18 protein-coding genes and 1 tRNA gene are annotated in these 22,228 nt (G+C 31.1%); 10 read left to right on the top strand and 9 right to left on the bottom strand.

Annotation, left to right across the window (positions count from 1 at the left end; all coding sequences use genetic code 11):
* Positions 1–103: 103 nt before the first annotated feature.
* The 7 genes from GFV00_RS06085 to GFV00_RS06055 all read right to left on the bottom strand — a co-directional run bounded on the left by GFV00_RS06085 (position 104) and on the right by GFV00_RS06055 (position 10,123).
* On the bottom strand, positions 104–2,689 hold the full coding sequence (locus GFV00_RS06085) for a TnsA endonuclease N-terminal domain-containing protein (RefSeq protein WP_160557638.1): 2,586 nt from the start codon (positions 2,687–2,689) through the stop codon (positions 104–106).
* Positions 2,689–4,566: a site-specific DNA-methyltransferase gene (locus GFV00_RS06080; protein WP_160557639.1), complete on the bottom strand. Its 1,878-nt coding sequence runs from the start codon at positions 4,564–4,566 to the stop codon at positions 2,689–2,691. The genes GFV00_RS06085 and GFV00_RS06080 overlap by 1 nt, the downstream gene beginning before the upstream one ends.
* Before the next feature lie 18 nt (positions 4,567–4,584).
* Positions 4,585–7,503, bottom strand: coding sequence for an ATP-dependent DNA helicase (locus GFV00_RS06075; protein WP_160557640.1), 2,919 nt, complete (start codon positions 7,501–7,503; stop codon positions 4,585–4,587).
* A gap of 707 nt (positions 7,504–8,210) precedes the next feature.
* A tRNA-Ala gene (locus GFV00_RS06070) sits at positions 8,211–8,284 on the bottom strand.
* 10 nt (positions 8,285–8,294) lie between these two features.
* A complete protein-coding gene (locus tag GFV00_RS06065) occupies positions 8,295–8,726 on the bottom strand; it encodes an Rrf2 family transcriptional regulator (RefSeq protein WP_105296402.1) in 432 nt (143 codons plus the stop codon).
* A 14-nt stretch (positions 8,727–8,740) separates the two neighbouring features.
* The gene (gene rsmI, locus GFV00_RS06060; protein ID WP_160542561.1) at positions 8,741–9,412 is read right to left on the bottom strand and encodes a 16S rRNA (cytidine(1402)-2'-O)-methyltransferase; all 672 of its coding nucleotides are present in this window, start codon (positions 9,410–9,412) and stop codon (positions 8,741–8,743) included.
* A 15-nt stretch (positions 9,413–9,427) separates the two neighbouring features.
* Entirely contained in the window at positions 9,428–10,123 is a 696-nt protein-coding gene (locus GFV00_RS06055; protein WP_160557641.1) for a hypothetical protein, read from the bottom strand.
* A gap of 71 nt (positions 10,124–10,194) precedes the next feature.
* Here GFV00_RS06055 and GFV00_RS06050 point away from each other — a divergent pair, with 71 nt between their 5' ends.
* On the top strand, positions 10,195–10,800 hold the full coding sequence (locus GFV00_RS06050; protein ID WP_160557642.1) for a thymidine kinase: 606 nt from the start codon (positions 10,195–10,197) through the stop codon (positions 10,798–10,800).
* 14 nt (positions 10,801–10,814) lie between these two features.
* Positions 10,815–13,259, top strand: a complete 2,445-nt coding sequence (locus tag GFV00_RS06045) for a bifunctional UDP-N-acetylmuramoyl-tripeptide:D-alanyl-D-alanine ligase/alanine racemase (RefSeq protein WP_160557643.1) — start codon at positions 10,815–10,817, stop codon at positions 13,257–13,259.
* A 222-nt stretch (positions 13,260–13,481) separates the two neighbouring features.
* On the opposite strand, the gene GFV00_RS06040 is transcribed toward GFV00_RS06045, so the two are convergent.
* The gene (locus GFV00_RS06040) at positions 13,482–14,213 is read right to left on the bottom strand and encodes a S24 family peptidase (protein WP_185149995.1); all 732 of its coding nucleotides are present in this window, start codon (positions 14,211–14,213) and stop codon (positions 13,482–13,484) included.
* Between the two features lie 361 nt (positions 14,214–14,574).
* Here GFV00_RS06040 and GFV00_RS06035 point away from each other — a divergent pair, with 361 nt between their 5' ends.
* From GFV00_RS06035 to yaaA, 5 genes are all read left to right on the top strand, one after another.
* Entirely contained in the window at positions 14,575–14,844 is a 270-nt protein-coding gene (locus tag GFV00_RS06035) for a hypothetical protein (protein WP_105296408.1), read from the top strand.
* 253 nt (positions 14,845–15,097) lie between these two features.
* A complete protein-coding gene (locus GFV00_RS06030; RefSeq protein WP_160557644.1) occupies positions 15,098–15,451 on the top strand; it encodes a hypothetical protein in 354 nt (117 codons plus the stop codon).
* Positions 15,452–15,711: 260 nt separating this feature from the next.
* On the top strand, positions 15,712–16,446 hold the full coding sequence (gene sufC, locus GFV00_RS06025; protein ID WP_160542566.1) for a Fe-S cluster assembly ATPase SufC: 735 nt from the start codon (positions 15,712–15,714) through the stop codon (positions 16,444–16,446).
* 46 nt (positions 16,447–16,492) lie between these two features.
* Complete coding sequence (gene sufD, locus GFV00_RS06020) at positions 16,493–17,758, top strand: Fe-S cluster assembly protein SufD (protein WP_160557645.1); 1,266 nt, start codon at positions 16,493–16,495, stop codon at positions 17,756–17,758.
* Between the two features lie 125 nt (positions 17,759–17,883).
* The gene (yaaA, locus tag GFV00_RS06015) at positions 17,884–18,642 is read left to right on the top strand and encodes a peroxide stress protein YaaA (protein ID WP_160557646.1); all 759 of its coding nucleotides are present in this window, start codon (positions 17,884–17,886) and stop codon (positions 18,640–18,642) included.
* 16 nt (positions 18,643–18,658) lie between these two features.
* On the opposite strand, the gene GFV00_RS06010 is transcribed toward yaaA, so the two are convergent.
* Positions 18,659–19,189, bottom strand: a complete 531-nt coding sequence (locus tag GFV00_RS06010; RefSeq protein WP_158254190.1) for an RNA polymerase sigma factor — start codon at positions 19,187–19,189, stop codon at positions 18,659–18,661.
* Positions 19,190–19,369: 180 nt separating this feature from the next.
* On the opposite strand from GFV00_RS06010, the gene GFV00_RS06005 reads away from it, so the two are divergent.
* The 3 genes from GFV00_RS06005 (at position 19,370) to groL (ending at position 22,146) form a co-directional block, all read left to right on the top strand.
* Complete coding sequence (locus GFV00_RS06005) at positions 19,370–19,915, top strand: HdeD family acid-resistance protein (RefSeq protein ID WP_105296414.1); 546 nt, start codon at positions 19,370–19,372, stop codon at positions 19,913–19,915.
* Positions 19,916–20,204: 289 nt separating this feature from the next.
* Positions 20,205–20,483 (top strand): co-chaperone GroES, encoded by a 279-nt coding sequence (gene groES, locus GFV00_RS06000; RefSeq protein WP_055426187.1) that lies wholly within the window; start codon positions 20,205–20,207, stop codon positions 20,481–20,483.
* Between the two features lie 34 nt (positions 20,484–20,517).
* The gene (groL, locus tag GFV00_RS05995) at positions 20,518–22,146 is read left to right on the top strand and encodes a chaperonin GroEL (RefSeq protein ID WP_105296415.1); all 1,629 of its coding nucleotides are present in this window, start codon (positions 20,518–20,520) and stop codon (positions 22,144–22,146) included.
* The last annotated feature ends 82 nt before the right edge of the window (positions 22,147–22,228 follow it).

Below are 22,228 nucleotides of genomic sequence, written 5' to 3'. Positions count from 1 at the left end.
GACTCATAATATTCTAAATATTTTAAAAAAGACATAATAAAATACGATAAATGTAAACCAGCATTGTCTTATTTGTTAAGATAAATGTTTTTATGAAATAACTTTAAAATTTAATTGTTGGATTACTTGATTGTATAATTTCATATCTCATTTTGTTTGCATCTGCCAATTGTTTAGCGTACTCACTTTTAGCTTTTACCACTTCATCATCAATCATATAATCAGCTTTCACTTCTAATATAACATATGAACCATCTTTGAGCAATACTAGAAAGTCAGGATAATAACTGCGTAATGTATGCGAAACATTATCTATGTAATGTATTACAAAATCAGATTGGCCATTTGCTAACATGCCTGTAAACCATACTTTGTCTACCTTGTTTTCATTAAGCAATGTTTGGAATAATGTTTTTTCTGGAACACTATCAAAACAATAATTGTCAAGATGGAACGATTTGTTTTTGAAAGGTTTGTATTTATTGTCTTCTAAACTTGCTAAGAGTTCAGGCTTAACCTTCATTTGGTAAAATCCTTCTTTTGGTGCTTTGACTAATTCAACTTTTATTTCATCCGTAGAGGTAAATTCCTGTATATCCCAATAATAATTGAATAGTTTGGGTATAACCCAATCGTATAACAATTCATTATAGTCATTTACCCATTTTAAAACTTCATCAAGCCTTTGTATGGATTCTTGTAATATCTGTTTTATAAGTGTTGGTTTGAGATTCAAATATCGTGATATTTCACCGATTAATAATAATGTTGAATATTTAAATTTCTCTTTTATATAAGTAATATCTTTAGAATATCTTTTTTTTGATAAATCGGTAATTGATCTTTCTGTTTGAATAATCCTATACCTTTCAATATCAACCTTTTCAAATTCAAAGTCTATACCCTCATTAAGTTTTCGTTCTTTCAGTTTGTATAATTTCTTAACCTGTTTTAATTTCAATTCTACTGGTGGTGGAACGAAACGAACCTCAACTAATTCTTTGTCATCGTTTTCTCCTTTTAAATCATCAATCGTTAGTCTGAAATTTTCTTCCAATTCAGCATTCAAAATATCAACGTTTTCTTTGGATAGGAATACCATGGCTGTTTCTTGATACTCTGTGATTTTACGCAAACAACGCATTGTCGCCTGAAGTACAAATATCTTTGACTTAGGGCATCGATGCATACCCACACCAAATAATGAACGACAGTTCCAACCCTCTTTTCCTTTGTTTACAAGAAGAACGAATTGTTTCTCTGAGCTTATGGTGTCCAAATTAATAAACTCTCTTAAATCATCATTATTTGTGATAGTTGCATCACCTACATTTACAAGAATTTTTGAAATTGGTATATTCAATTCTATTAATACCTGCTCAACTGCAGGACGTAATTCATTTTGAAGTTCATCTATTGAACTTGCAAAGAATGCTATTTTAGGTAACATCCCTTCAAAGCGTTTCCCATCATAAGCATCCCAAAATTTAGTAATTGAATATCTTACAAATGCTTGTGTTTGACTTCTTATATTTTCAAATTCTTCTACTTTGACTTTTTTCAAATACTTGTTATCAATCGCATCTTTCAAACCGTAATAATAAACTACCTCAGGTAATAAACGTTTACCAACGTATGGAGTTCCTGTATAATTGTAACAGCCTACAATGTGAGTTCCTGCGTAATTCAAACTTTCTGCTAACTTATTGATAGTGTTTCGTAAACTTGTAGCCTTGTTGGGATCAAAATCTTTCTTTAAGGTACTACCAAATACATGGTGAGCTTCATCAACATAAATTCCTAGTTGAGAAATACGCCTTAAGGATTCAAAACGTTGATTTGTAAGGAGATTGTGTTCATTTAGTTCTTCACCATACAAGTCTTTTCCCATTTTCAAAAATGCATGGGTTCGATCACTGAATAATTGTTGAATTTGAGTTTGCTCTTTTTGTTGCCTTCTCAAAATTATTTTTTGAGTATTGGATATGATAATATTAAATCTTGAACCTTCGAGCAGATTCAATGTAAGTCCTGTATCATCCAAAAAATGGAATTTTATATTTTCTATAAAATTGACATATTCAGGAGGTACAACTTTTGATTTGTCAAAAGTTTGAATCTCTTTTAGTGATTGTAAAACAGTCTTGTCGGGTGCAAATACCAAAGCATTGTGACAATATTTCGGGTCTTTGGGAAATTTATTTGCTAATAGGAATTCATAAAAGATCGATGTAGCCATCAGAACAGTCTTCCCTAGCCCCATTGTGAGAGAAAAGATATAGTTGGGATACTCTTGTTTGAACTCTTCTATTTGATTAAAGACTGCTTGATAAAGATCCTTATTTTCATCGAAGTTAAATTCGTTTTCAAATAAATCTATCTGTCCTTTAGAACTTAATCCCGTGGTTTCTCTGTCTTTAAATACATTTTTTTTATAAACCCATTCTACAAATATTTCGTTCAAATGCTTGTTTTCACAAAATTCTTTTAGGAAAACATACATTTCCAAGGCTTCAAATTGTGGTTTGCGAAGATAGGCTTCAACATTTTCTTCAGGATTATTAAAAATTAAATATTTCTTAGTTATTCCTTTAAATTCTTTATATATCCGTTTCCTTTCTTGTGAAATGAATAAGTTCAAATACCAATAAAAGGGAAAATCAATATGTGATGATTTTTTCTTTGCCATTATTTAATAGTCTTTTCAAAAGTTTCACTCAAAAGGTCTGTTATTTTGATATGGATTGTACCCGAATCTTTTGGTATATCATAGACTCCCTTTACCAATTCGTTTTTCTCCGGTATATCAACAATCTGAGGTTCGAAAATAGAACCATCATAATTGAAGTCTATCATTATACTTTCTGTCATTTCTTTCCAATTCTCTACATTTTCTTTTTGGATGGAAAGTTTTTGGAGTAAATTCATTGGATAGAATTCCCGAACTAACAAACGATTACCCTCGATACTGATTTCAGCATCGCTGTCATGTTTGAATTCTAAGTTCGATTTATCTCTCAAAACATCTACTATTTTCACATCTAATGGAAAGGGTACTTGTTCTTTCAAATGTGCTGCCAAGTCGGGTTCGTGTCCCATACACACCAAATGAATGGATTCGACAGGTTTGTTGGGGCTTTCATTGTGGCGTTTTTCGAAGGTCTTGTAGTCAAAGTTGACTATCAGCTCATTGAGGTCGGCACGTGTAGCAATACGATTTACAGGCATCACTTTTACAAAACGTCCATCTTTTTCACCATCATACAGCATACTGTTTGGCATGGGTTGTACTTCCAATGCTTTTAACAACAAATCTTTTGCTTCGATAGGATTACGAAACACATCGTAATTGTTGACATTATAAACTTGAAATCCTGTATAGTAATTTTCAATCTTATTTTCATCATCAAAGCCGATCTTATTTTGTTGACTATTCAACTCATTAGCTACCTTTATCAAACGTTTTGTAGTTGTTTGAACTGCTCCTAAATTGATATCTGCACCAATAAAACGCCTACCAAGTTTCATTGCTACCTTTTGGGTAGTTCCGCTACCCATAAAACAGTCAAAAATAAGGTCGCCTTTATTGGATGATGATTTAATGATACGTTCTAATAATGTCTCAGGTTTTTGTGTTGGATATTGAACACTTTGTCTCTCCTCAGACATTGGATTCAACATATTTATATCAGACCAAACATTTGAAATAACATTTCCTTTTAACTCATGTAAATAAGTTTTGTACTGAGGGTATTTAGCCCCATCAGTCCATCTTACCTTATCTTCCTCTTGAAGTCGGTCAAAAGTTTCTTGTGAATAAGATGCTAATGTATTCCAATAATAGTATCCATTTTTATCCTTTTCTTTAAAACGAGCTTTATACTCTTCTGATGGTGGCGTATACAATTTGTTAAAAGTATAGTTAGATATGTCTTTCGTATATACTAATAATGTGTCAGAAAGTATAGGGAATTTGTTTGCAATTGCTTTACTACTTCCAACAGTTGTCGAACGTTGCCATATAACCTCATTGAAAAAATTTGATTGACCAAATATTTCATCCATTATACATCTTAGATAATGCGATTTATGCCAATCACAATGAATATAGATAGTACCTGTATCAGATAGTAACTCACGAAGAAGAACAAATCGTTCATACATGAATTGGAGATATTCATCATTTGACCAAATATCTGTATATTGTTTTTCTTCAAATGCAGAATTATCATTTTCTACATTTTGCCCTTTTAGTGATATCCTTTTCTTATAATCTGCTTTACTATCAAACGGAGGGTCAATATAAATTAAATCTACATGTCCACGATATTTTTTCAAAAGATGAGACATCACTTGTAAGTTATCACCCCAAAAGATTTTATTCATCCAACCATCGGTTTCTTCACCATGTTGTTCCTTCAATTGTGCAGGGTAATATTGCGTACTTGTAAAAGGACGTTTACCCTTCCATCTCAACATGGGATAACCCTTGATAGGTTCAAATTTAAATTCTTCAACCGAATCTATTTTTCGTTCTGCATTCAGATTTAATCTATTATCTTCCATAGTAATTAATTCTTTCTTTTATTCACTAAACATATGTGGATTACAATAATATCGCATATCACATTCTCCGCATTGCTTTTCACCTTTAGGTGTACGACTCATATCGTAATCTTTTGATTCTATTCTGTTTACTACCTCAGAAAATATATCAATCGTAGCGTTTATGTTATCTATATTTGCTTTAAAAGTAATGTATGGAATACCATCATCTTCTTTTGGGTAGTACAAATGCAGTTTACTTATTTTTACACCTTTGTTTTTTTCGATAATATGTGCATAAACTTCCAATTGACGTTGGTATTGGTTCAACAATTTTCGCACTTTAGGGTCTGTTGAGTTTACATCAGGTTTATCTCCTGACTTAAAGTCTACCAATTCTACTGTTTCATTATCACCCTGTATAAGGTCTATAGTTCCTTTCAGAATATAATCTTCTTTTACCAAAGACACATCAACTTCGGTTTCTAATATCAAATTCCAACGACTCTGATTGCGGTCACGATACCTTAACACCTGTTTCAACAATGCGTTAAGCTGTCCTTGGTGTAGATAACTTCTTTGCTGTTTGGATAATAGTTGATAATTACGATTAAACCAATCGGTTATATTTTCATTAGTGAGCTTATTTTCTTCTTTCTTCAATACTGCACGATGAATATCTTCAATCGTTTGATGTAATAAACTACCCCCTAAAACGCCCCCTGTACGAACTTCAACAAATCCTAATTCTTTATAGAATTTATATTGTAAAGGACAGTTTTCATATAATAAGATATCGGATGTAAAAGCATATTCATGCTTTATATTGATGGGTTTTAGGTTTTCTAATTCAAGCAATTCGGGTTTAAAACGTTCATCTGTCCAAGATGGCAATTTATTAAAAGTATCCGCAAAATGTTTGGATGGTGTGCGTCCTTGTCCCTCTCTTGTACAAGCTGATAATACCAATAGGTTCTGAGGTCTTGAAAAAGCAGTATAAAACAACCTGTAAAAGTCATAATACTTAGTTTTTTTAATAGGTTCGAAGGGTGGCTTGTGATAGTAGTCTGATTGAAGTTTCAAGTCAATATCATCATATTGTTCTCGTGGTGATGCGTTTAATGAACCAACAATAACAATAGGGAATTCAAGCCCTTTGGATTGGTGAATAGTCATAAATGAAATACAACCTGAGGGAGCGTATTCTTCAAAGTCTTCATATTCTTCAAGACCACCTTCCTTCAAAAATCGTAAGAATTTATTAAACAATTCTTTTAAGGTTCTGTCAATATTCTTTTCTGTAAAAACAGTGATATTATAGGTATGTTCAAACTTAAATAATAGTTTGGAGAACATAGCGATATTATATGTTGCTCTCAGGTCTGTTTTCTTTTCTTGTAGGTTGACATCCAAATATTTTGAAAACATTGGAAATTCAAGAAGTTGATACAAAAGGGCAGCAAATGCATAGTTGGTACTTTGAGAAAAGTTAGTATGAGCTTTCATCTTACTCAAAGTCCACTTATAAAGTGTTTTGTGAGTTTGTGAGTCTTTCGTAAACTCATTCATAAATTCTACTTGACAACCTCTATAATAATACCATATATCCAATTCTGCTGTATCATTCCATTTCAGACGTTGAAATAGGTTAGGAAATATGGTAACAAATGCACCAATCAGCAAACGTATTTCTTCACGTTCAAAAAACATCTTGGAACGTGGTGAGAAAACAGGTATGCCCTTATCTTCTAAAAATTCAGCTAATCCAATGGCTTGGTCACTTTGAACAGATTTGAATAGAAATGCTATTTGATTGTAATCAGTCAGTACACCCTTATCTTTTAAATCTTTGATGAAATTATAAACTTCTTGATGATAAGCTTCTTTATCATTATGTTTAGATACTTTGATTACAGCAGGAATGTTTGGATATTCACCATCATTTGGTTTGATAGTCTTTTCGTATCTGAAAGTTTTACCATTATGATTCCAATTATGTCTGTTCATAAACCTGTTATAGAAATTGATAATATCAGGGTGTGAACGATAATTGGTATCTAATGTAACCTTTTTACAAGTCCCTTTTTCAAAGTGTGTAGAAAACTCTAAAATATTGCGTATAGAAGCTCCTCGAAAACGATATAAACTTTGATCATCATCTCCAACAACACAAATATTTTTGTGTTTATCAGCTAGTAATAGAATAAGACGTTCTTGAATAGTATTGGTATCTTGATATTCATCAATCATAATATATTTAATCTTATTCTGCAATTCTGCTAATATATCAGGATTGTACTCTAATAACCCAAGAGCTTTACTCTGTATAGTAGCAAAATCAATAACATTTTCTTCTTTCAGCAGTTTTTGATATTCTTTGTAGAAATCACCAATCACTTGTAAATCAGGCTCATCAGAATTGTATAGCTCATCAGGGTCGATATATTCTTCTGCTATTTTAGATACATATTTTACAACGATATCAGCTTTAATCCAATTGGATAAATTTATCTTCCAAATGAAGTCACTATTTTCAACTGCTGTGAATCTATTGATATTTCTAAATATAAGATATCGTTGGTCAAATTGATCAAGAATATTATAGTTTCGTTTAAGACTCGTAAACTCTCTATATTCTTCCAATATTCTAAGAAAAATAGAATGTAGTGTACCAATATACATTTCATTGAGATTAATATCTATCCCAAGTTGTAATAATCGATTTGAAATTCTTGTGACAAGTTCTTTTGCTGCTTTCTCAGTGAATGTAGCAACAAGTATAGTCTCTGCATTAACACCTTTTGATATAAGGTAAACTACACGTTCCACAAGGGTTTTTGTTTTACCTGCTCCTGGACCCGCAATTATTAGCAGGGGGCCTTCTGTATTTAAAATAGCTTCCTTTTGGTTTTTATTAAGAGCTTGTTTATCGATTTTCCATATTTCTTCTAATACCATTGTATATCAACATAACGTCAAAATTAAAGGATAAATATATATATTAATATAAAATAAAACAACAAAAAGTAAAAGACTTATATTACTTAATACTTTGACACTAAACAAAAACAAATCAATTTTATAAACCATTATTTGTTTCATGTATCTATAATTAATTGAATATAAAAACAATGATGGGAAAATTGTTTATAATAAAAAATGTTAGGGAAAACTTATTCTCGAGCTAGATCCAAATATGCATCATGGAAGAAATGTAATATCTTCTCGAATTATTAGGAGTTTAACCTGAAGAATAGGTAAATAAGTTGAAACTTTCTTAACAAACGGTATCTAAACTTGAGAAAAAGGAGTAAATAAATGATAAGATTCTAGATAAAAATGCTTCTGCTCTACATTTTCTTATTGAATCCATTAAGATTTATAAAGAAAAGGGTATTAATTATAATAAATATATGTCAAGATGAATCATTCAGTTACGCTGTTCATTATAAATATGCTATTTATCCTATTGAAAAAATAGTAGAATTCTATATTATAAAATAAGCACTTTATGAAAAAATGATTTAATAGAGAAACTGTTTAATAAGTAAAATAATATTTATTTATTGAAAATAAAAATCAAACCGGCTTTATAGATATTGCCTAAAAATAAAAAACACCAAATATTATAATTCGGTGTATCAGATATTTGAATTTTAATCTTGTGGAGCTGATGGGGCTCGAACCCACGACCTTTAGACTGCCAGTCTAACACTCTAGCCAGCTGAGCTACAGCCCCGAATTTTCGATCACAAAGATAACTTATTTTTCTTTTTTGCCAAACTTGCTAAGGTTGTTTTTCTATATATTTCTAAGGTAGCATCTCGAACTTCTATAAATACATCTCGTATGGTACAAGTATCTTCTGTTGTACAAGTATCACACGGTTGATGATACATAATCGACACACAAGGCAATAATGCGATCGGGCCATCCATTAATCGAATCACTTCTATCAAGGTTACTTTTTCGGGATCTTTATTCAATCGATACCCTCCTTTTGCTCCTCTTCTACTAGTTAAAAATTGTGCATTCTTAAGGTCTCTTAAAATATTCTCCAAAAACTTTTTGGGAATATTTTCATCATTAGAGATTTCTGTCGATAATATACTTTTATCCTTATCTTGTCTTGCTATATAAATTAAAGCTTTTAAAGCGTATTTACACCGGTTGGAAATCATAAATCTAAAGATACTTATTTTCCTTCAATTAGTAAAACTATTTCGCCTTTCAAAGGCTTTTCTTTGCATATTTTTACTATTTCGCCTACCCTGCCACGCAACGTTTCTTCATACATTTTGGTAAGTTCCCTGCTTATGCTAACTCTTCGATCTTCTCCGAAGATTTCAGAGATTTGTTCCAAAGTAGTATTTATTTTATGGGGGCTTTCATATAAAATAATAGTTCTGCTCTCTTGAGATAGCTCTTTAAGTTTGGTTTGCCTTCCTTTTTTGGCCGGTAAAAAGCCTACAAAAATAAATTCATGAGAAGGAAGACCTGAGATAGCCAGGGCAGGAACAAAAGCCGTTGCTCCCGGGAGGCATTCTACCGATATATTTTTTTCGATACACGATTTTACAAGCATATATCCGGGGTCCGAGATTCCCGGCGTTCCGGCATCGGTGATTAAAGCAATGACACGTCCTTCAGAAATTTGCTGAGTATATCCCTCTGTTTTTTGATGTTCATTAAACATATGATATGATTGCATAGGCGTTTGGATATCGTAATGCTTTAAAAGCTTACCGGAAGTACGAGTATCTTCAGCCAAAATTAAGTCTACTTCCTTCAAAAGACGTAAAGCCCGCAGGGTTATATCTTCCAGATTTCCAATAGGAGTTGGAATTAAATATAGCTTTCCACTCATATACTTTATAAACTTTTAAGAATCAAACCTGTGAACTATTAAACCGGATAGACGTTCCACATATTCTTCTTTGTTTTTCCAATTGTATTTTACGAACATTTTTTCCATCCATCTTTTTGCTTCTTCTATCGTTCGGGTTTGGTTTAACTGAGCAAATTCAGCATCCATATCTGATTTGCTGCCATTAAACAATTGACTGATAAATGCTATGGAATCATTAAAATCTAAATTAATTGGTCGTACAATTCTATTCTTTTCTTGAGGTTTTATTTCTGCAATTTGGATATTCAGAGAATTCATTTTTTTTAAATTTTCTTCCTCTGATTTTCTCATCTCTTCAGTTGTATCAACTGCTTCTACAAAAGGATCCTCAACTTTTTGTTCTTCTGTGATTACATTGTTTTCAACCTTATCATTTTTTGTTGAGTCTATAGGATCAGATACTTCACTTGCCGCCTCTTTGTCCGTTTCATAAAAATCTCTAACCTCTACTTTTTTTTCCTGAACTTTTCCATTACTTTCTAAATTTTCAAGAATCTGCTGATATTTAGAAGTAGATAATTGTTTTAAAAAAATAAATTTTTCGTATAAATTTTGAATTTTCTGCTGATGCGACAAAAGACCTGAAAAGCTTTGCACACGGCTAATTTCTCCGGCAATGGATTTTATTTCCTCTAGAACTTCCTTTTGAAATATTTCTTTAGCATTCATAATTTGCTTTTTAATATGTTCGTTAATTTCTACTTTTGTAAAAATTTTTATTAAAGACCCGAAATTTACAAATGTTTCTTGAAAATACAACAAATAGCACTCAACAAACTGGCTGGATTGAAGTAATTTGCGGTTCCATGTTTTCCGGTAAAACTGAAGAACTTATACGCAGACTTAAACGTGCAGAATTTGCAAAACAAAAGGTTGAAATTTTCAAACCTGCCATGGATGTAAGATATGATGAAACATTGGTGGTTTCCCATGACCAAACTTCTTATCCCAGCACTCCTATTGATAATCCTTTAGAAATTCCTCTTTTGGCAGCCGATTGCGATGTTGTAGGAATCGATGAAGCTCAGTTTTTTAGCGATACTATAGTGGAAGTTTGCAATCTACTTGCCAATCAAGGAAAACGAGTTATAGTTGCAGGTTTGGATATGGATTTTAAAGGCAGACCTTTTGGACCGATGCCCTTTTTAATGGCTACCGCCGAATACGTAACAAAAGTACATGCTGTTTGCGTAAAAACCGGAAATTTAGCTAATTATTCCCATCGAATTTCATCCGGTGAGAACTTGGTGGAATTAGGAGAAAAGGACAAATATGAACCTCTAAGCAGGCAAGCTTTTTGGGAGATAATGAATAAGGAAAAAGTACAGAAAAAGGATGAAATTTAATTAGAGATTCTACGATGAAATATTCCGTATCTCAACTGGCTCGAATTATCGATGCCCAACTCATCGGCAATCCTGATAGAATAATTAAACATGTATTCTATGACAGCCGAAATATAGTATCTCCTGCAGATGGTACTTTTATTGCATTTAAAGGAGTTCGAGACGGACATACTTATATGGAAGATGCTTATAATAAATCGGTTCGAATTTTTATAGCGTCACATATTCCCTCAATGCATCCCGATGCTACATATTTGATAGTAGATGATACGGTTTCTGCATTGCAAAAATGGGCTCGTCATCACGCAACTTCTTTTCCTAATCTTCTAACCATAGGCATTACCGGAAGTAATGGTAAAACTATACTAAAAGAATGGCTTGACCAATGTTTATGGGATGAATTTTCAATTATAAAAAGTCCTAAGAGTTTTAATTCTCAAATTGGACTTCCCTTATCTCTATTACAAATTACATCTAAACACAATTTAGGAATTTTTGAAGTCGGAATTTCCAAACCCGGTGAAATGGATAAACAGGAAGATGTTTTGCACCCTTCAATTGGAGTCCTCACAAATGTATTGGCAGCTCATTCCGAATATTTTAAAGATCGGGAAGAGCAAGTTATAGAAAAAATTAAACTTTTTAAAAACTCAAGGGTAATTATTTATCCAAGTGATCCGATTATTTCAAAAATAATTCAAAAAACGTATCCCAATAAAAAATTAATTTCTTTCGGAAAGGAAAATTCAGACATCCAATTATTAGATATTTCTCTTACCGGTAATACAACAGAATTGAACGTTTCCATTTGGGGGGAGAAGAGAAAATATACTATCCCTTTTACTGACAATGCCTCTATTCAAAATGTATTATGTTTAGTAGCCGTACTTTCTGAATTGGGTTGTAAATACGATATCATACAAGAAAAAATTTTTCATTTGCAACCGGTATCGATGCGTTTAGAACAAGTATCGGGAATTAATAATTGTACTATCATAAACGACACCTTCAACTCGGATTACCAATCTTTGGAAATAGCCTTACAGTTCCTTTTTCAGCAAAATAAACCTAAAAAAGTATTGGTATTATCGGATATTTTCCAATCTCGTCTTCCTGAAGCTGCATTGTATAAAAAAATTGCTGATTTAGTTAATTCTTTTCCTTTACATCATGTCCTTTTAGTTGGAGAAAAAATGCACCAATATCAAAGCTTATTTAATGCTATGTTAAAAAGCTTTTTGTCCACGGCAGAAGTTATTAAGTTTTTAGAAAATCGATCTATAAAAGATGCTGCCCTATTAATTAAAGGGGCCCGCGTGTTTGAATTGGAAAAAGTTGCTCAATTATTGCAAGTTCAATCTCATGATACCATATTGGAAGTTAATCTGAATTCACTTTTGAATAACGTAAATTATTTCAAAAGTCAATTAAAACCGAAAACTAAAATTATTGCCATGGTTAAGGCTTTTTCTTACGGTTTGGGAAATTTTGAAATTGCAGAAGTTTTACAATATTATCATATAGATTATCTGGCCGTAGCTTATGCGGATGAAGGTATTAAATTAAGAGACCGGGGGATTTATTTACCCATTATGGTTATGAATCCTGAAATCAGCAGTTATGATCGTGTCATTGAATATAACTTGGAGCCGGAAATATACAGTTTTAGGGAACTTGATTTATTTACACAAAAATTAAAAGAAAAAAGCGTATCGGATTATCCTATTCATATTAAAATAGATACCGGAATGCATCGTTTAGGCTTCCAACCCGATGAAGCTCAAAAATTAGGTGTCTTATTAAAAGATAATATTTATGTAAAGGTAAAATCGGTTTTCAGTCATTTTGCAGTGTCCGATGTGTTAGAGCAAGAAGAATTTACCAGATTACAAGCGACGAGACTGAAATATTCATTTGATCTATTAGTTAAAATATTAGGTTATCGACCTCTTCTTCATATAGCAAATTCAAACGGTATTCTTAATTATCCTGAATATCAATTTGACGCCGTTCGTTTAGGTATTGGTATGTATGGATATATTGATAACGAAAAGGCTTTAAAAATGCTGGAAAATGTAATTACTTTAAAAACTGTTATCTCTAATATTCACAATCTTAAACCCGGAGAAACGGTTGGATATGGCCGACATTATGTTGTTGAAAAAAATTCTTCTATTGCAACTTTACCTATTGGCTATGCAGACGGTATTCGTAGAATCATAGGAAATGGTAAAGGATATGTAACGATACATGGAATGAAAGCTCCTATCATTGGAAATATTTGTATGGATATGATGATGATTGATGTAACGGGCATTGCTTGTAAGGAAGGAGATCCAGTCATTATAATTGGTGAAAATCCTAGTTTGAAAGAATATGCTGACTGGTATCAAACAATTCCTTATGAAGTCTTAACCTCTATTTCGCCCAGAGTAAAGCGCATTTATTACAGGGATTAAAATATTACTTCCTATTATATTTGAGGATCTCATCTATATTCTTATATAATTTTAAACTAATGAGCCTTTAATTACTATTGATCACAATATTATTTATTTATAAAAAATTTATAATATCTACAGATTTAAAAAAAACGGTTAAGGTAAAAAAGTTACTTTATGAAGTTTTCAGATAAATTTTACTTAACCGTATAAAATCTCAAACGTATTAAATATAGTAATTTAATTATGCAACCGTATACTTGCTCGTATTAATGCAATAGCATTTATATTCTCCATTAACATATCTTTAGGCTGATGATGTTGATTCTGTGAAACCAGCTTTATATAATTGTCTCCTAATTCGGATTTTTGGACAAACTTAACGGTAATATATTCACTCCAATCATCAATTTTTATAGATAGTAAATACATTTCTCCCCAAAAAATTTTATCTAAAGTTATTTCTTTATATAATACTATATCACCACTTTTCAGTAATGGATACATGGAATCTCCTTTCACATATACTCCTCCATCGCAATTAGCTATACCCGGTATACGAATTCGATCCAGAACCGCTTCACTGGAAGTCCCCTTAAAAAGCTCAACCAAACCGGCCGTAGCTTCTAAATCATATAATGGAACATCTTGTATTTCTCTAACAGGATCCGCCGTTTTACGGTGCACATTTATCGGAACAGTAATAATTTCTTTTCCTCTCGGAAATCCTGATCCTCTTTTTAACATGGATTCCCTTCCGGTAAGAAGCCAATTTACATTTATTTCATCAAACTTATTGGCAATATCTTCTAATATATCATAAGAAGGTTTAGTTCCTTCCCTTTTTAATCGGTTTAATTTTTCCGAAGAACTATATCCCAACCCATTAATTGCAAAATCATGAACACTTCTAAATCCTTTATATTTAATGATCTCAGCTATTCTTTCAAAGAAATTTGTGTTATTTTTCATATTTTATTTATTTTTTGCAAATATGTTTGTATGTTTGCTTTGTATTATAACGTAAATATACATTAATTTTTTAAAAACCCATATAATTACCAGAAAATTAATTTATTAGATATCGAAACTTTTATTTCGATTTACAAACAAACAAGAAAGATGTTAACTAAATAGGAACTAATAAATGATTATATGAATATAAAGAACAAAATACCATTTTTAAGATTGATTCCACGAATTATAACGGTTTAGTTAAATATAGTGCGCGAATTTAGAATGATCCAATTATTAATATTCAATTATAAACCGATTTAGCTTAGTCTCAATTAGCATTTAAAGAGAAGCAATTCACCAATTAATACACCATACCATGAGAAAAAGAAAATTAAACATCCATGATTTAAGAACCTGTTTAAGCTATGATTCTGAAGTTCGAAAATTTCTTAGTTTAAAGGAAAGATGTATCATCCATCATAATCAAATTAAAATTTTAGAGTGGTCTTACCCTTTAGAAATACCCGTCGATCTCATTGATAAAATTGAAGATAAATTAGATGAAATACGTCGAAAAAGATGGAAACGACCTGAGTTTCATTTTGAAAGAGAAAGCAACCATATTACGAGAATACAAATAAAATGAAAGAAAATATTCTTTTTTTATGATTTATCTATTGATATGTTATCGATTTCATTTTGTAAGAATTTTCTTTTTTTATTCTTTTTTATTGAAAGCTTCTTTATTATTAGCTTTTCTTATCCCTTAATTTTCAAGAAGTAATAAGCTAATAATTTTTGTTATCGAAACTAGACACCCTAAAAATTAATATTTTATATGATATAATTAAAGTGTATTTCATATTAAAACCTTAAATAACAACCTTTAAAAAGCCCATATGATACCATATTATAAAGAAATTAACGAAACACTATTTGATTTTTTTATCCAAAACAAAGGTGTGATCCTTGTTACTGTGATCAGTATGATCGCTCGTTCCTTATATAAAGGAACTTCGGTATGCAGACTTCTTATTAAAACACCCATTTCCATAATAATAGGAATTTCCATGAGGATACTGATGCAAGAATTTACCGATGTATCCCACAATACTATATACGTATTATGTATGCTTACCGGTGCATATACGGGAGAAATTTTAGATGGCATTGAACAACTTTTAAAGTGGATTCCATCGGCTTTAAAGAAAATTATAAGTAAAAAACTGGATATTGACGATAAAGACCCTTAATTTAAAGAAAATCAACATCAATTGAATTCATTGAATTTATTATAACATACTTTTTAAATAAGAAGTATTTAAAAATGAGAGATTTTCTGTGAAATATTCCATTTAATAGGAAACCTTTGCATTAGTAAGTCTTTGAAAAATATTTATTTAAATAATGTTAATCAATTTAGAAATCAATAAAATTTATAACCTATTTTTTACAGCAGTTATAAAGGTAGTATATTTGTTTTTGAATAAGTTTAAGATAATATACGATAAAAATGCTATCAATAAAAAATTTGCACGCAAGAATTGGAGAAAAAGAAATACTTAAAGGAATAAATCTTGAAATCAATAAAGGAGAAGTACATGCGATTATGGGTCCTAATGGAGGGGGAAAAAGTACGCTTTCCAATGTAATTACCGGAAGAGAAGATTATGAAGTTACCGAAGGTTCTATTCTTTTAGATGGAAAAAATTTGTTAGACCTTGCTCCTGAAGAAAGAGCCAATGCCGGTATATTTATGTCTTTTCAATATCCCGTGGAAATTCCGGGTGTTAGCGTTTCCAACTTTTTAAAGGCAGCCATAAATGCTAATCGCAAAGCTCGTGGACAGGAAGATATTTCGGCACAGGAATTTTTACAAAAAGTTAAAGAAAAATCTGAAATGCTTGAAATAAGAAAAGATTTTCTTTCCCGATCTCTTAATGAAGGATTTTCAGGTGGTGAAAAGAAAAGAAATGAAATTTTCCAAATGGCTATGTTAGAACCTAAATTATCCATTTTGGATGAAACGGATTCAGGGCTTGATATTGATGCATTACGTATTGTTTCTAATGGGGTTAATAAATTAAAAAATAAAGATAATGCCGTTTTAGTTATTACTCATTACCAACGCTTATTGGATTATATCGTTCCTGACTTCGTACATGTTTTAATGAACGGAAAAATTATAAAATCGGGAACTAAAGAATTAGCATTGGAATTAGAAGAAAAAGGTTACGATTGGTTATAATTTTCGAATACGCCAATCAGTCATCCTCTTAACTAAAATTAGTAAAATGAACATTCCACAACATACAGAATTAGTAAAAATTATAAAACAAGCTCAACAAACATTAGAGAATAGCAGTCTTCCAACCTCAAAAAATGAAGATTGGAAATTTTCAAAAATAGCAGATTTTAATCCGGAAACTTATAAAGCTGCAAAAAATAATCCTGTTTCTAAAGAGATTATAGAGAGTATTTTAGGTAATGAATCGAATTCTTTTAAAATAGTTTTGATTGATGGAATCATTTCACCAATGTATTCCAATTACCCACAGGATTCATGGAAAGTGTTTCCTTTTTCTGAAGCTTTAAAAAATGAAACATATCAAACAATTATTCTCTCTAAGCTAAATTCCATTTCTAATAATGAGAATTATTTTAACGTATTAAATACGGCATCATATCAAGAAGGAACTTTTATTTATGTACCTAAACATACAATAGAGAATCAGTTAATTGAATTAATCTATATAAGCTCAAAACAAGAATATAAGGCCATTAGCAACCTTCGTAATTTATTTGTCATTGAAGATCAGTCTCAAATTCAAATTTCTGAAAGAATTCATACGCTTTCTGAATTGGACTTCTTCCATAATATAGTTACAGAAATTTTTGTTGGAAAAAATACGAATTTCAGCCTTTATAAAATTCAGGATGATAAACATTCCTCTTGTTTAATAGACTCTACCTATATTGAACAAGAAAAAGACAGCAACGCCTTTGTGCATACTTTTTCATTAGGCGGCAAAACGGTTCGCAATGAATTATCTTTTGATCACAAAGGAGAAAATATCAATTCTACATTAAAAGGGGTTACCCTTATAGGAGATGGACAAGAAGTGGGAAATCATACACTTGTTAAACATAACCAACCTAATTGTGAAAGCCATGAACTTTATAGAGGGATATATCAAGATTCTGCACATGGCATATTTAACGGAAAAATCAAAGTAAATAAAATAGCTCAAAAAACGAATGCTTTCCAGCAAAATAATAATATTTTGCTATCTGAAAACTCGAGCATCGATACGAAACCTCAGTTAGAAATTTTTGCAGACGACGTGAAATGTTCCCATGGGTGTACTGTAGGGCAACTTGATGATGATGCCTTGTTTTATATGAAACAAAGGGGAATACATGAGAAAGAAGCTAAAGCTTTACTTATGTTCGCATTCTGTGCGGATGTAATGGAATCTGTTTACATTCCTTATTTGAAAAATAAAATAAACAAGATTATTGCTCAAAAATTAGATGTAAATTCTGATTTTGAAATATAAAAAATATATATAATTTTTTCAAAGGTTAGGATTAATTCCTAACCTTTCGTATTTAAATAAGTTAAATTCAAAGTTTAAACTTCAATCTTTTTTAATAACTTAGCTTCATCGCTAATAAATTTTAAATGAAAATACTTCTTTCTCCGGCAAAAATTATGAGTTTGGAAACCAATTCAAGCTGGAATCAACACACTCAACCCGAATTCATTGATTATAGTAAAAAATTACAATTTGTTTTAAAGGAATATTCTCCATCTGAATTAGAAAATCTATTGAATATTTCATCAAAATTGTCAGAAGAAAATTGGGAACGAATTCAGAAATGGACTCCCAATCCTTTAAAAAAGGAGTGTGTACAGGCAATTTTTGCATTTAAAGGAGAAGTTTACAGAGGGCTAGATGCCGAATCCTTATCTAAATCCGCCTTAGATTATTTACAAAAAAATTTATTAATTCTTTCAGGCCTTTACGGTTTGCTTCATCCTTCAGATGATATTATGTTATATCGATTGGAAATGGGAAAAAAACTTAAAACCGAACAAGCCAACGATTTATATGGGTTTTGGAAAGATATATTGAATACTTATTTGAATAACTTACTTGAAAATGATGAACCTATACTAAACCTTGCGAGTAAAGAATATTTTAAAGTAATTGACCTAAAAAAGTTGAAAGGTCAAGTTATGGATATTGAATTTAAAGATTATAAAAATGGCTCTTTAAAAAGCATTATGATGTATTTTAAAAATGCCCGTGGAAAGATGACTCGATGGTGCGCTGAAAACTCTATATCCCATTGGGAGGATATCAAAACGTATAATGAGGACGGATATGAATATTCAGATCAATTATCTACAGAAAAAAGTTTAGTATTTGTCAGGTAATTAAAGTAAATCTTTTTTAAGATAAAAGCTTACGTGCTCTCATCAAGCTTACTTTTACATTAGCTAAAGATAAACCGGTTTCTTCAACTATATCTTTAAGCTTTTTACCTTCTACATATCGAGAATAAATTAATTTTCGATAATTTTCAGGAAGATTATTTAATCTTTTTTCAAATGCTTCTAAATTTTGTTTATCAATAAACAACTGCTCAGGCGATGGTTCCCAATCTCTTGGCTGTTGATAGTCATCGTCTAAAAATTTATTTTTATCCTTATTTTTTTTTCTTAAAAAATCTATGGCTGAATTATGCGCAATGGAAGTAACCCACGTTCTAAAATCAAAATCAGAATTGTATAAATTTAACTTACTTAAAACTTTTGTAAAGGTTTCAACAGTGAGCTCTTCTGAATAATTTTCATCTTTCACTAAAGAAAAAATATAGGACTTAATATCACTCCAAAATAAATTTACTATTTTACTTTGAGCCTGTTGCCTGGAATTTTTTGCTTCTTCGATTAGCTGTAATAGATCTAATTTATTTTTCAATTTGAAATTATTCTCTTTTTTAGTTGACAATCTACAATAATAATACCTAATTAAAAAAATAAAAATTTAATAGTTACACTTATTATATGAGCACTTAATAACCTTTATTTCATTTGTATATAACAATTTCATGGCATTATTTTTGAAATTATCTTATCCTAATAATTACATAAAATTTATATGAAATCTTTTATAAAAAATTGGTGGATTATGCTCCTTTTAGGCATATTGTTCATTTTAGCAGGTATTATAGTAATGGTGTCTCCTACTCCATCACTAATTTTCTTAACAACATTTTTTTCTGTCTCTTTTCTGGTTTTTGGTATTTTCGAAATTGTTTTTTCATTAAGTAATACTCATACTAGCAATTGGGGATGGTATTTGGCCGGTGGTATTTTAGATTTATTGGTAGGGATTATATTAATATCCTCCAATATATTTACTCAAATGGGAATCTTATCTTTCTTTATTGGCTTCTGGCTGTTATTTAAAGGGGTAAGTTTAATTGGCCACTCGTTTGATATTAAGAACATGGGGTTAAGTAATTGGGGATGGTTATTAACTTTAGGCATACTGGAAGTTATCCTTTCATTTGTAATAGTGGTATTCCCTCCAATCGGATTAGCCGCTTTGCTAATATGGGTTAGCATATCTATGTTGTTTTTAGGCATTTATTACATCAGTTTATCTTTTAGTGTTAAAAAAATAAAAAATAATATAGTTTAATTTTAAATTATCTATATTTCATTATAGACCTTTGATATTTTTATTTTATCAAAGGTTTTTTCATTTATACATAAATTTTTAAGCGTATTTTAAACTCATAGCACTGTATTACAAATACTTATTTACAAAAATAAATACCCCACTTAAACAGTATATATAAGTCATCTGACACCTTGACGCGTTTACTTTCTTTTTGTCATAAAACTTTTATTTGGCATATTTTTAGAAAAAAGAAAAGGGTATTACCAATTAGTTTAAAAAAATAATATAAAAATTAAAAATAATAGATATGTCAGAACTATCAATTAAACCATTGGCTGACCGTGTAGTAGTAGAGCCGGCAGCTGCTGAAACAAAAACAGCTTCAGGAATCATTATCCCTGATAGTGCTAAAGAAAAACCACAAGAAGGGGTTATAGTTGCAGTAGGAGCCGGAAAAAAAGACGAACCGTTAACTGTTAAAGTTGGTGATAAAGTTTTATATGGAAAATATTCCGGAACTGAACTAAAACTTAATGGAAAGGATTATCTTATAATGAGAGAGTCTGATATTTTAGCAATTGTTTAATTAAACCAAATACTCAAATCTTAAAAAAATTAAAATGGCAAAAGATATAAAATTTAATATTGAATCTAGAGATGCCCTTAAAAAAGGGGTAGACGCTTTAGCTGACGCTGTTAAAGTTACTTTAGGACCCAAAGGAAGAAATGTAGTTATACAAAAATCTTTCGGAGCTCCTCATGTAACTAAAGACGGTGTTACTGTTGCAAAAGAAATTGAATTAGAAGAGCCTATTGAAAATTTAGGAGCTCAAATGGTTAAAGAAGTTGCATCTAAAACCAATGATGTTGCCGGTGATGGAACAACTACAGCAACTGTATTGGCACAAGCTATTGTAAGAGAAGGATTAAAAAATGTGGCTGCGGGTGCAAATCCAATGGATTTAAAAAGAGGGATTGATAAAGCAGTAGCTGCTGTTGTTGAAGAATTAAAAAAACAATCTCAAGAAGTTGGTTCTGATTCAGAAAAGATCAAACAAGTTGCATCAATTTCTGCAAATAACGATGATACTATCGGTTCACTTATTGCTGAAGCTTTCGGTAAAGTAGGAAAAGAAGGTGTTATCACTGTGGAAGAAGCAAAAGGTACAGATACTTACGTAGACGTAGTAGAAGGTATGCAATTTGACAGAGGATACCAATCTCCTTACTTTGTGACTAATACAGATAAAATGATCACTGAGCTGGAAAATCCATATATTTTATTATGCGATAAAAAAATATCCAGCATGAAAGATTTACTTCCTGTATTAGAACCGGTTGCACAACATGGTAAATCTTTACTTATTATTTCTGAAGAAGTAGATGGTGAAGCATTGGCTACTTTAGTAGTAAATAAGTTAAGAGGGTCTTTAAAAATTGCTGCTGTTAAAGCTCCGGGATTTGGAGACAGAAGAAAAGCAATGTTAGAAGATATCGCAATTTTAACAGGAGGAACCGTTATTTCTGAAGAAGCAGGATTAACTCTTGAAGGAGCAACATTAGAAATGTTAGGTACTGCTGAAAAAGTATCTATTGATAAAGATAACACGACCATCGTTAACGGTGCTGGAAGTGATGAAAACATCAAACAAAGAGTAGCTCAAATTAAAGCTCAAATTGAAAATACTACTTCTGATTACGATAAAGAAAAACTTCAAGAGAGACTTGCTAAATTAGCGGGAGGAGTTGCTGTTTTATATGTAGGTGCTGCTTCAGAAGTTGAAATGAAAGAGAAAAAAGACCGAGTAGATGATGCATTACATGCAACTCGTGCTGCTGTTGAAGAAGGTTTTGTTGCCGGAGGTGGTGTCGCTTTAGTTCGCGCAATTAACGGAATTGAATCACTTAAAGGTATTAATCAAGATGAAGAAACCGGTATCAAAATCGTTAGAAGAGCTATTGAAGAACCACTTCGTCAAATTGTAGCTAATGCCGGTGGTGAAGGTTCTGTTGTAGTTAATAAAGTTAAAGAAGGAAAAGATGATTTCGGTTACAATGCCAAATCTGAACAATACGAAAATATGTTCAGTGCCGGAATTATTGACCCTACTAAAGTAACTCGTGTTGCATTAGAAAATGCGGCTTCTGTTGCCGGAATGTTATTAACTACTGAATGTGTAATTACTGATATTAAAAAAGATGAACCTGCAATGCCACCAATGGGTGGAGGAATGCCGGGAATGATGTAACAATCACATTTTTTCTTTATAAAAATAAAAAAATCTCGGAATTCCGGGATTTTTTTATTTTATTTTAAATTATTCAATTGAT

This window comes from Apibacter sp. B3935 (assembly GCF_009827705.1).
In the GTDB taxonomy this organism is placed as follows: Bacteria; Bacteroidota; Bacteroidia; order Flavobacteriales; family Weeksellaceae; genus Apibacter.
Note: the sequence above shows the minus strand (reverse complement) of the source record. Positions and strands in the feature narration are given on the sequence as shown.

What these genes read in the sequence shown, in the direction of transcription:
- groES (WP_055426187.1), top strand. Translation starts at nt 20,205, where the DNA reads ATGTCAGAACTATCAATTAAACCATTGGCTGACCGTGTAGTAGTAGAG.
- sufC (WP_160542566.1), top strand. Translation starts at nt 15,712, where the DNA reads ATGCTATCAATAAAAAATTTGCACGCAAGAATTGGAGAAAAAGAAATA.
- GFV00_RS06085 (WP_160557638.1), bottom strand. Translation starts at nt 2,689, where the DNA reads ATGGCAAAGAAAAAATCATCACATATTGATTTTCCCTTTTATTGGTAT.
- sufD (WP_160557645.1), top strand. Translation starts at nt 16,493, where the DNA reads ATGAACATTCCACAACATACAGAATTAGTAAAAATTATAAAACAAGCT.
- GFV00_RS06040 (WP_185149995.1), bottom strand. Translation starts at nt 14,213, where the DNA reads ATGAAAAATAACACAAATTTCTTTGAAAGAATAGCTGAGATCATTAAA.
- GFV00_RS06005 (WP_105296414.1), top strand. Translation starts at nt 19,370, where the DNA reads ATGAAATCTTTTATAAAAAATTGGTGGATTATGCTCCTTTTAGGCATA.
- GFV00_RS06080 (WP_160557639.1), bottom strand. Translation starts at nt 4,566, where the DNA reads ATGGAAGATAATAGATTAAATCTGAATGCAGAACGAAAAATAGATTCG.
- GFV00_RS06030 (WP_160557644.1), top strand. Translation starts at nt 15,098, where the DNA reads ATGATACCATATTATAAAGAAATTAACGAAACACTATTTGATTTTTTT.
- GFV00_RS06050 (WP_160557642.1), top strand. Translation starts at nt 10,195, where the DNA reads ATGTTTCTTGAAAATACAACAAATAGCACTCAACAAACTGGCTGGATT.
- GFV00_RS06035 (WP_105296408.1), top strand. Translation starts at nt 14,575, where the DNA reads ATGAGAAAAAGAAAATTAAACATCCATGATTTAAGAACCTGTTTAAGC.
- yaaA (WP_160557646.1), top strand. Translation starts at nt 17,884, where the DNA reads ATGAAAATACTTCTTTCTCCGGCAAAAATTATGAGTTTGGAAACCAAT.
- GFV00_RS06065 (WP_105296402.1), bottom strand. Translation starts at nt 8,726, where the DNA reads ATGATTTCCAACCGGTGTAAATACGCTTTAAAAGCTTTAATTTATATA.
- GFV00_RS06075 (WP_160557640.1), bottom strand. Translation starts at nt 7,503, where the DNA reads ATGGTATTAGAAGAAATATGGAAAATCGATAAACAAGCTCTTAATAAA.
- GFV00_RS06045 (WP_160557643.1), top strand. Translation starts at nt 10,815, where the DNA reads ATGAAATATTCCGTATCTCAACTGGCTCGAATTATCGATGCCCAACTC.
- groL (WP_105296415.1), top strand. Translation starts at nt 20,518, where the DNA reads ATGGCAAAAGATATAAAATTTAATATTGAATCTAGAGATGCCCTTAAA.
- GFV00_RS06055 (WP_160557641.1), bottom strand. Translation starts at nt 10,123, where the DNA reads ATGAATGCTAAAGAAATATTTCAAAAGGAAGTTCTAGAGGAAATAAAA.
- rsmI (WP_160542561.1), bottom strand. Translation starts at nt 9,412, where the DNA reads ATGAGTGGAAAGCTATATTTAATTCCAACTCCTATTGGAAATCTGGAA.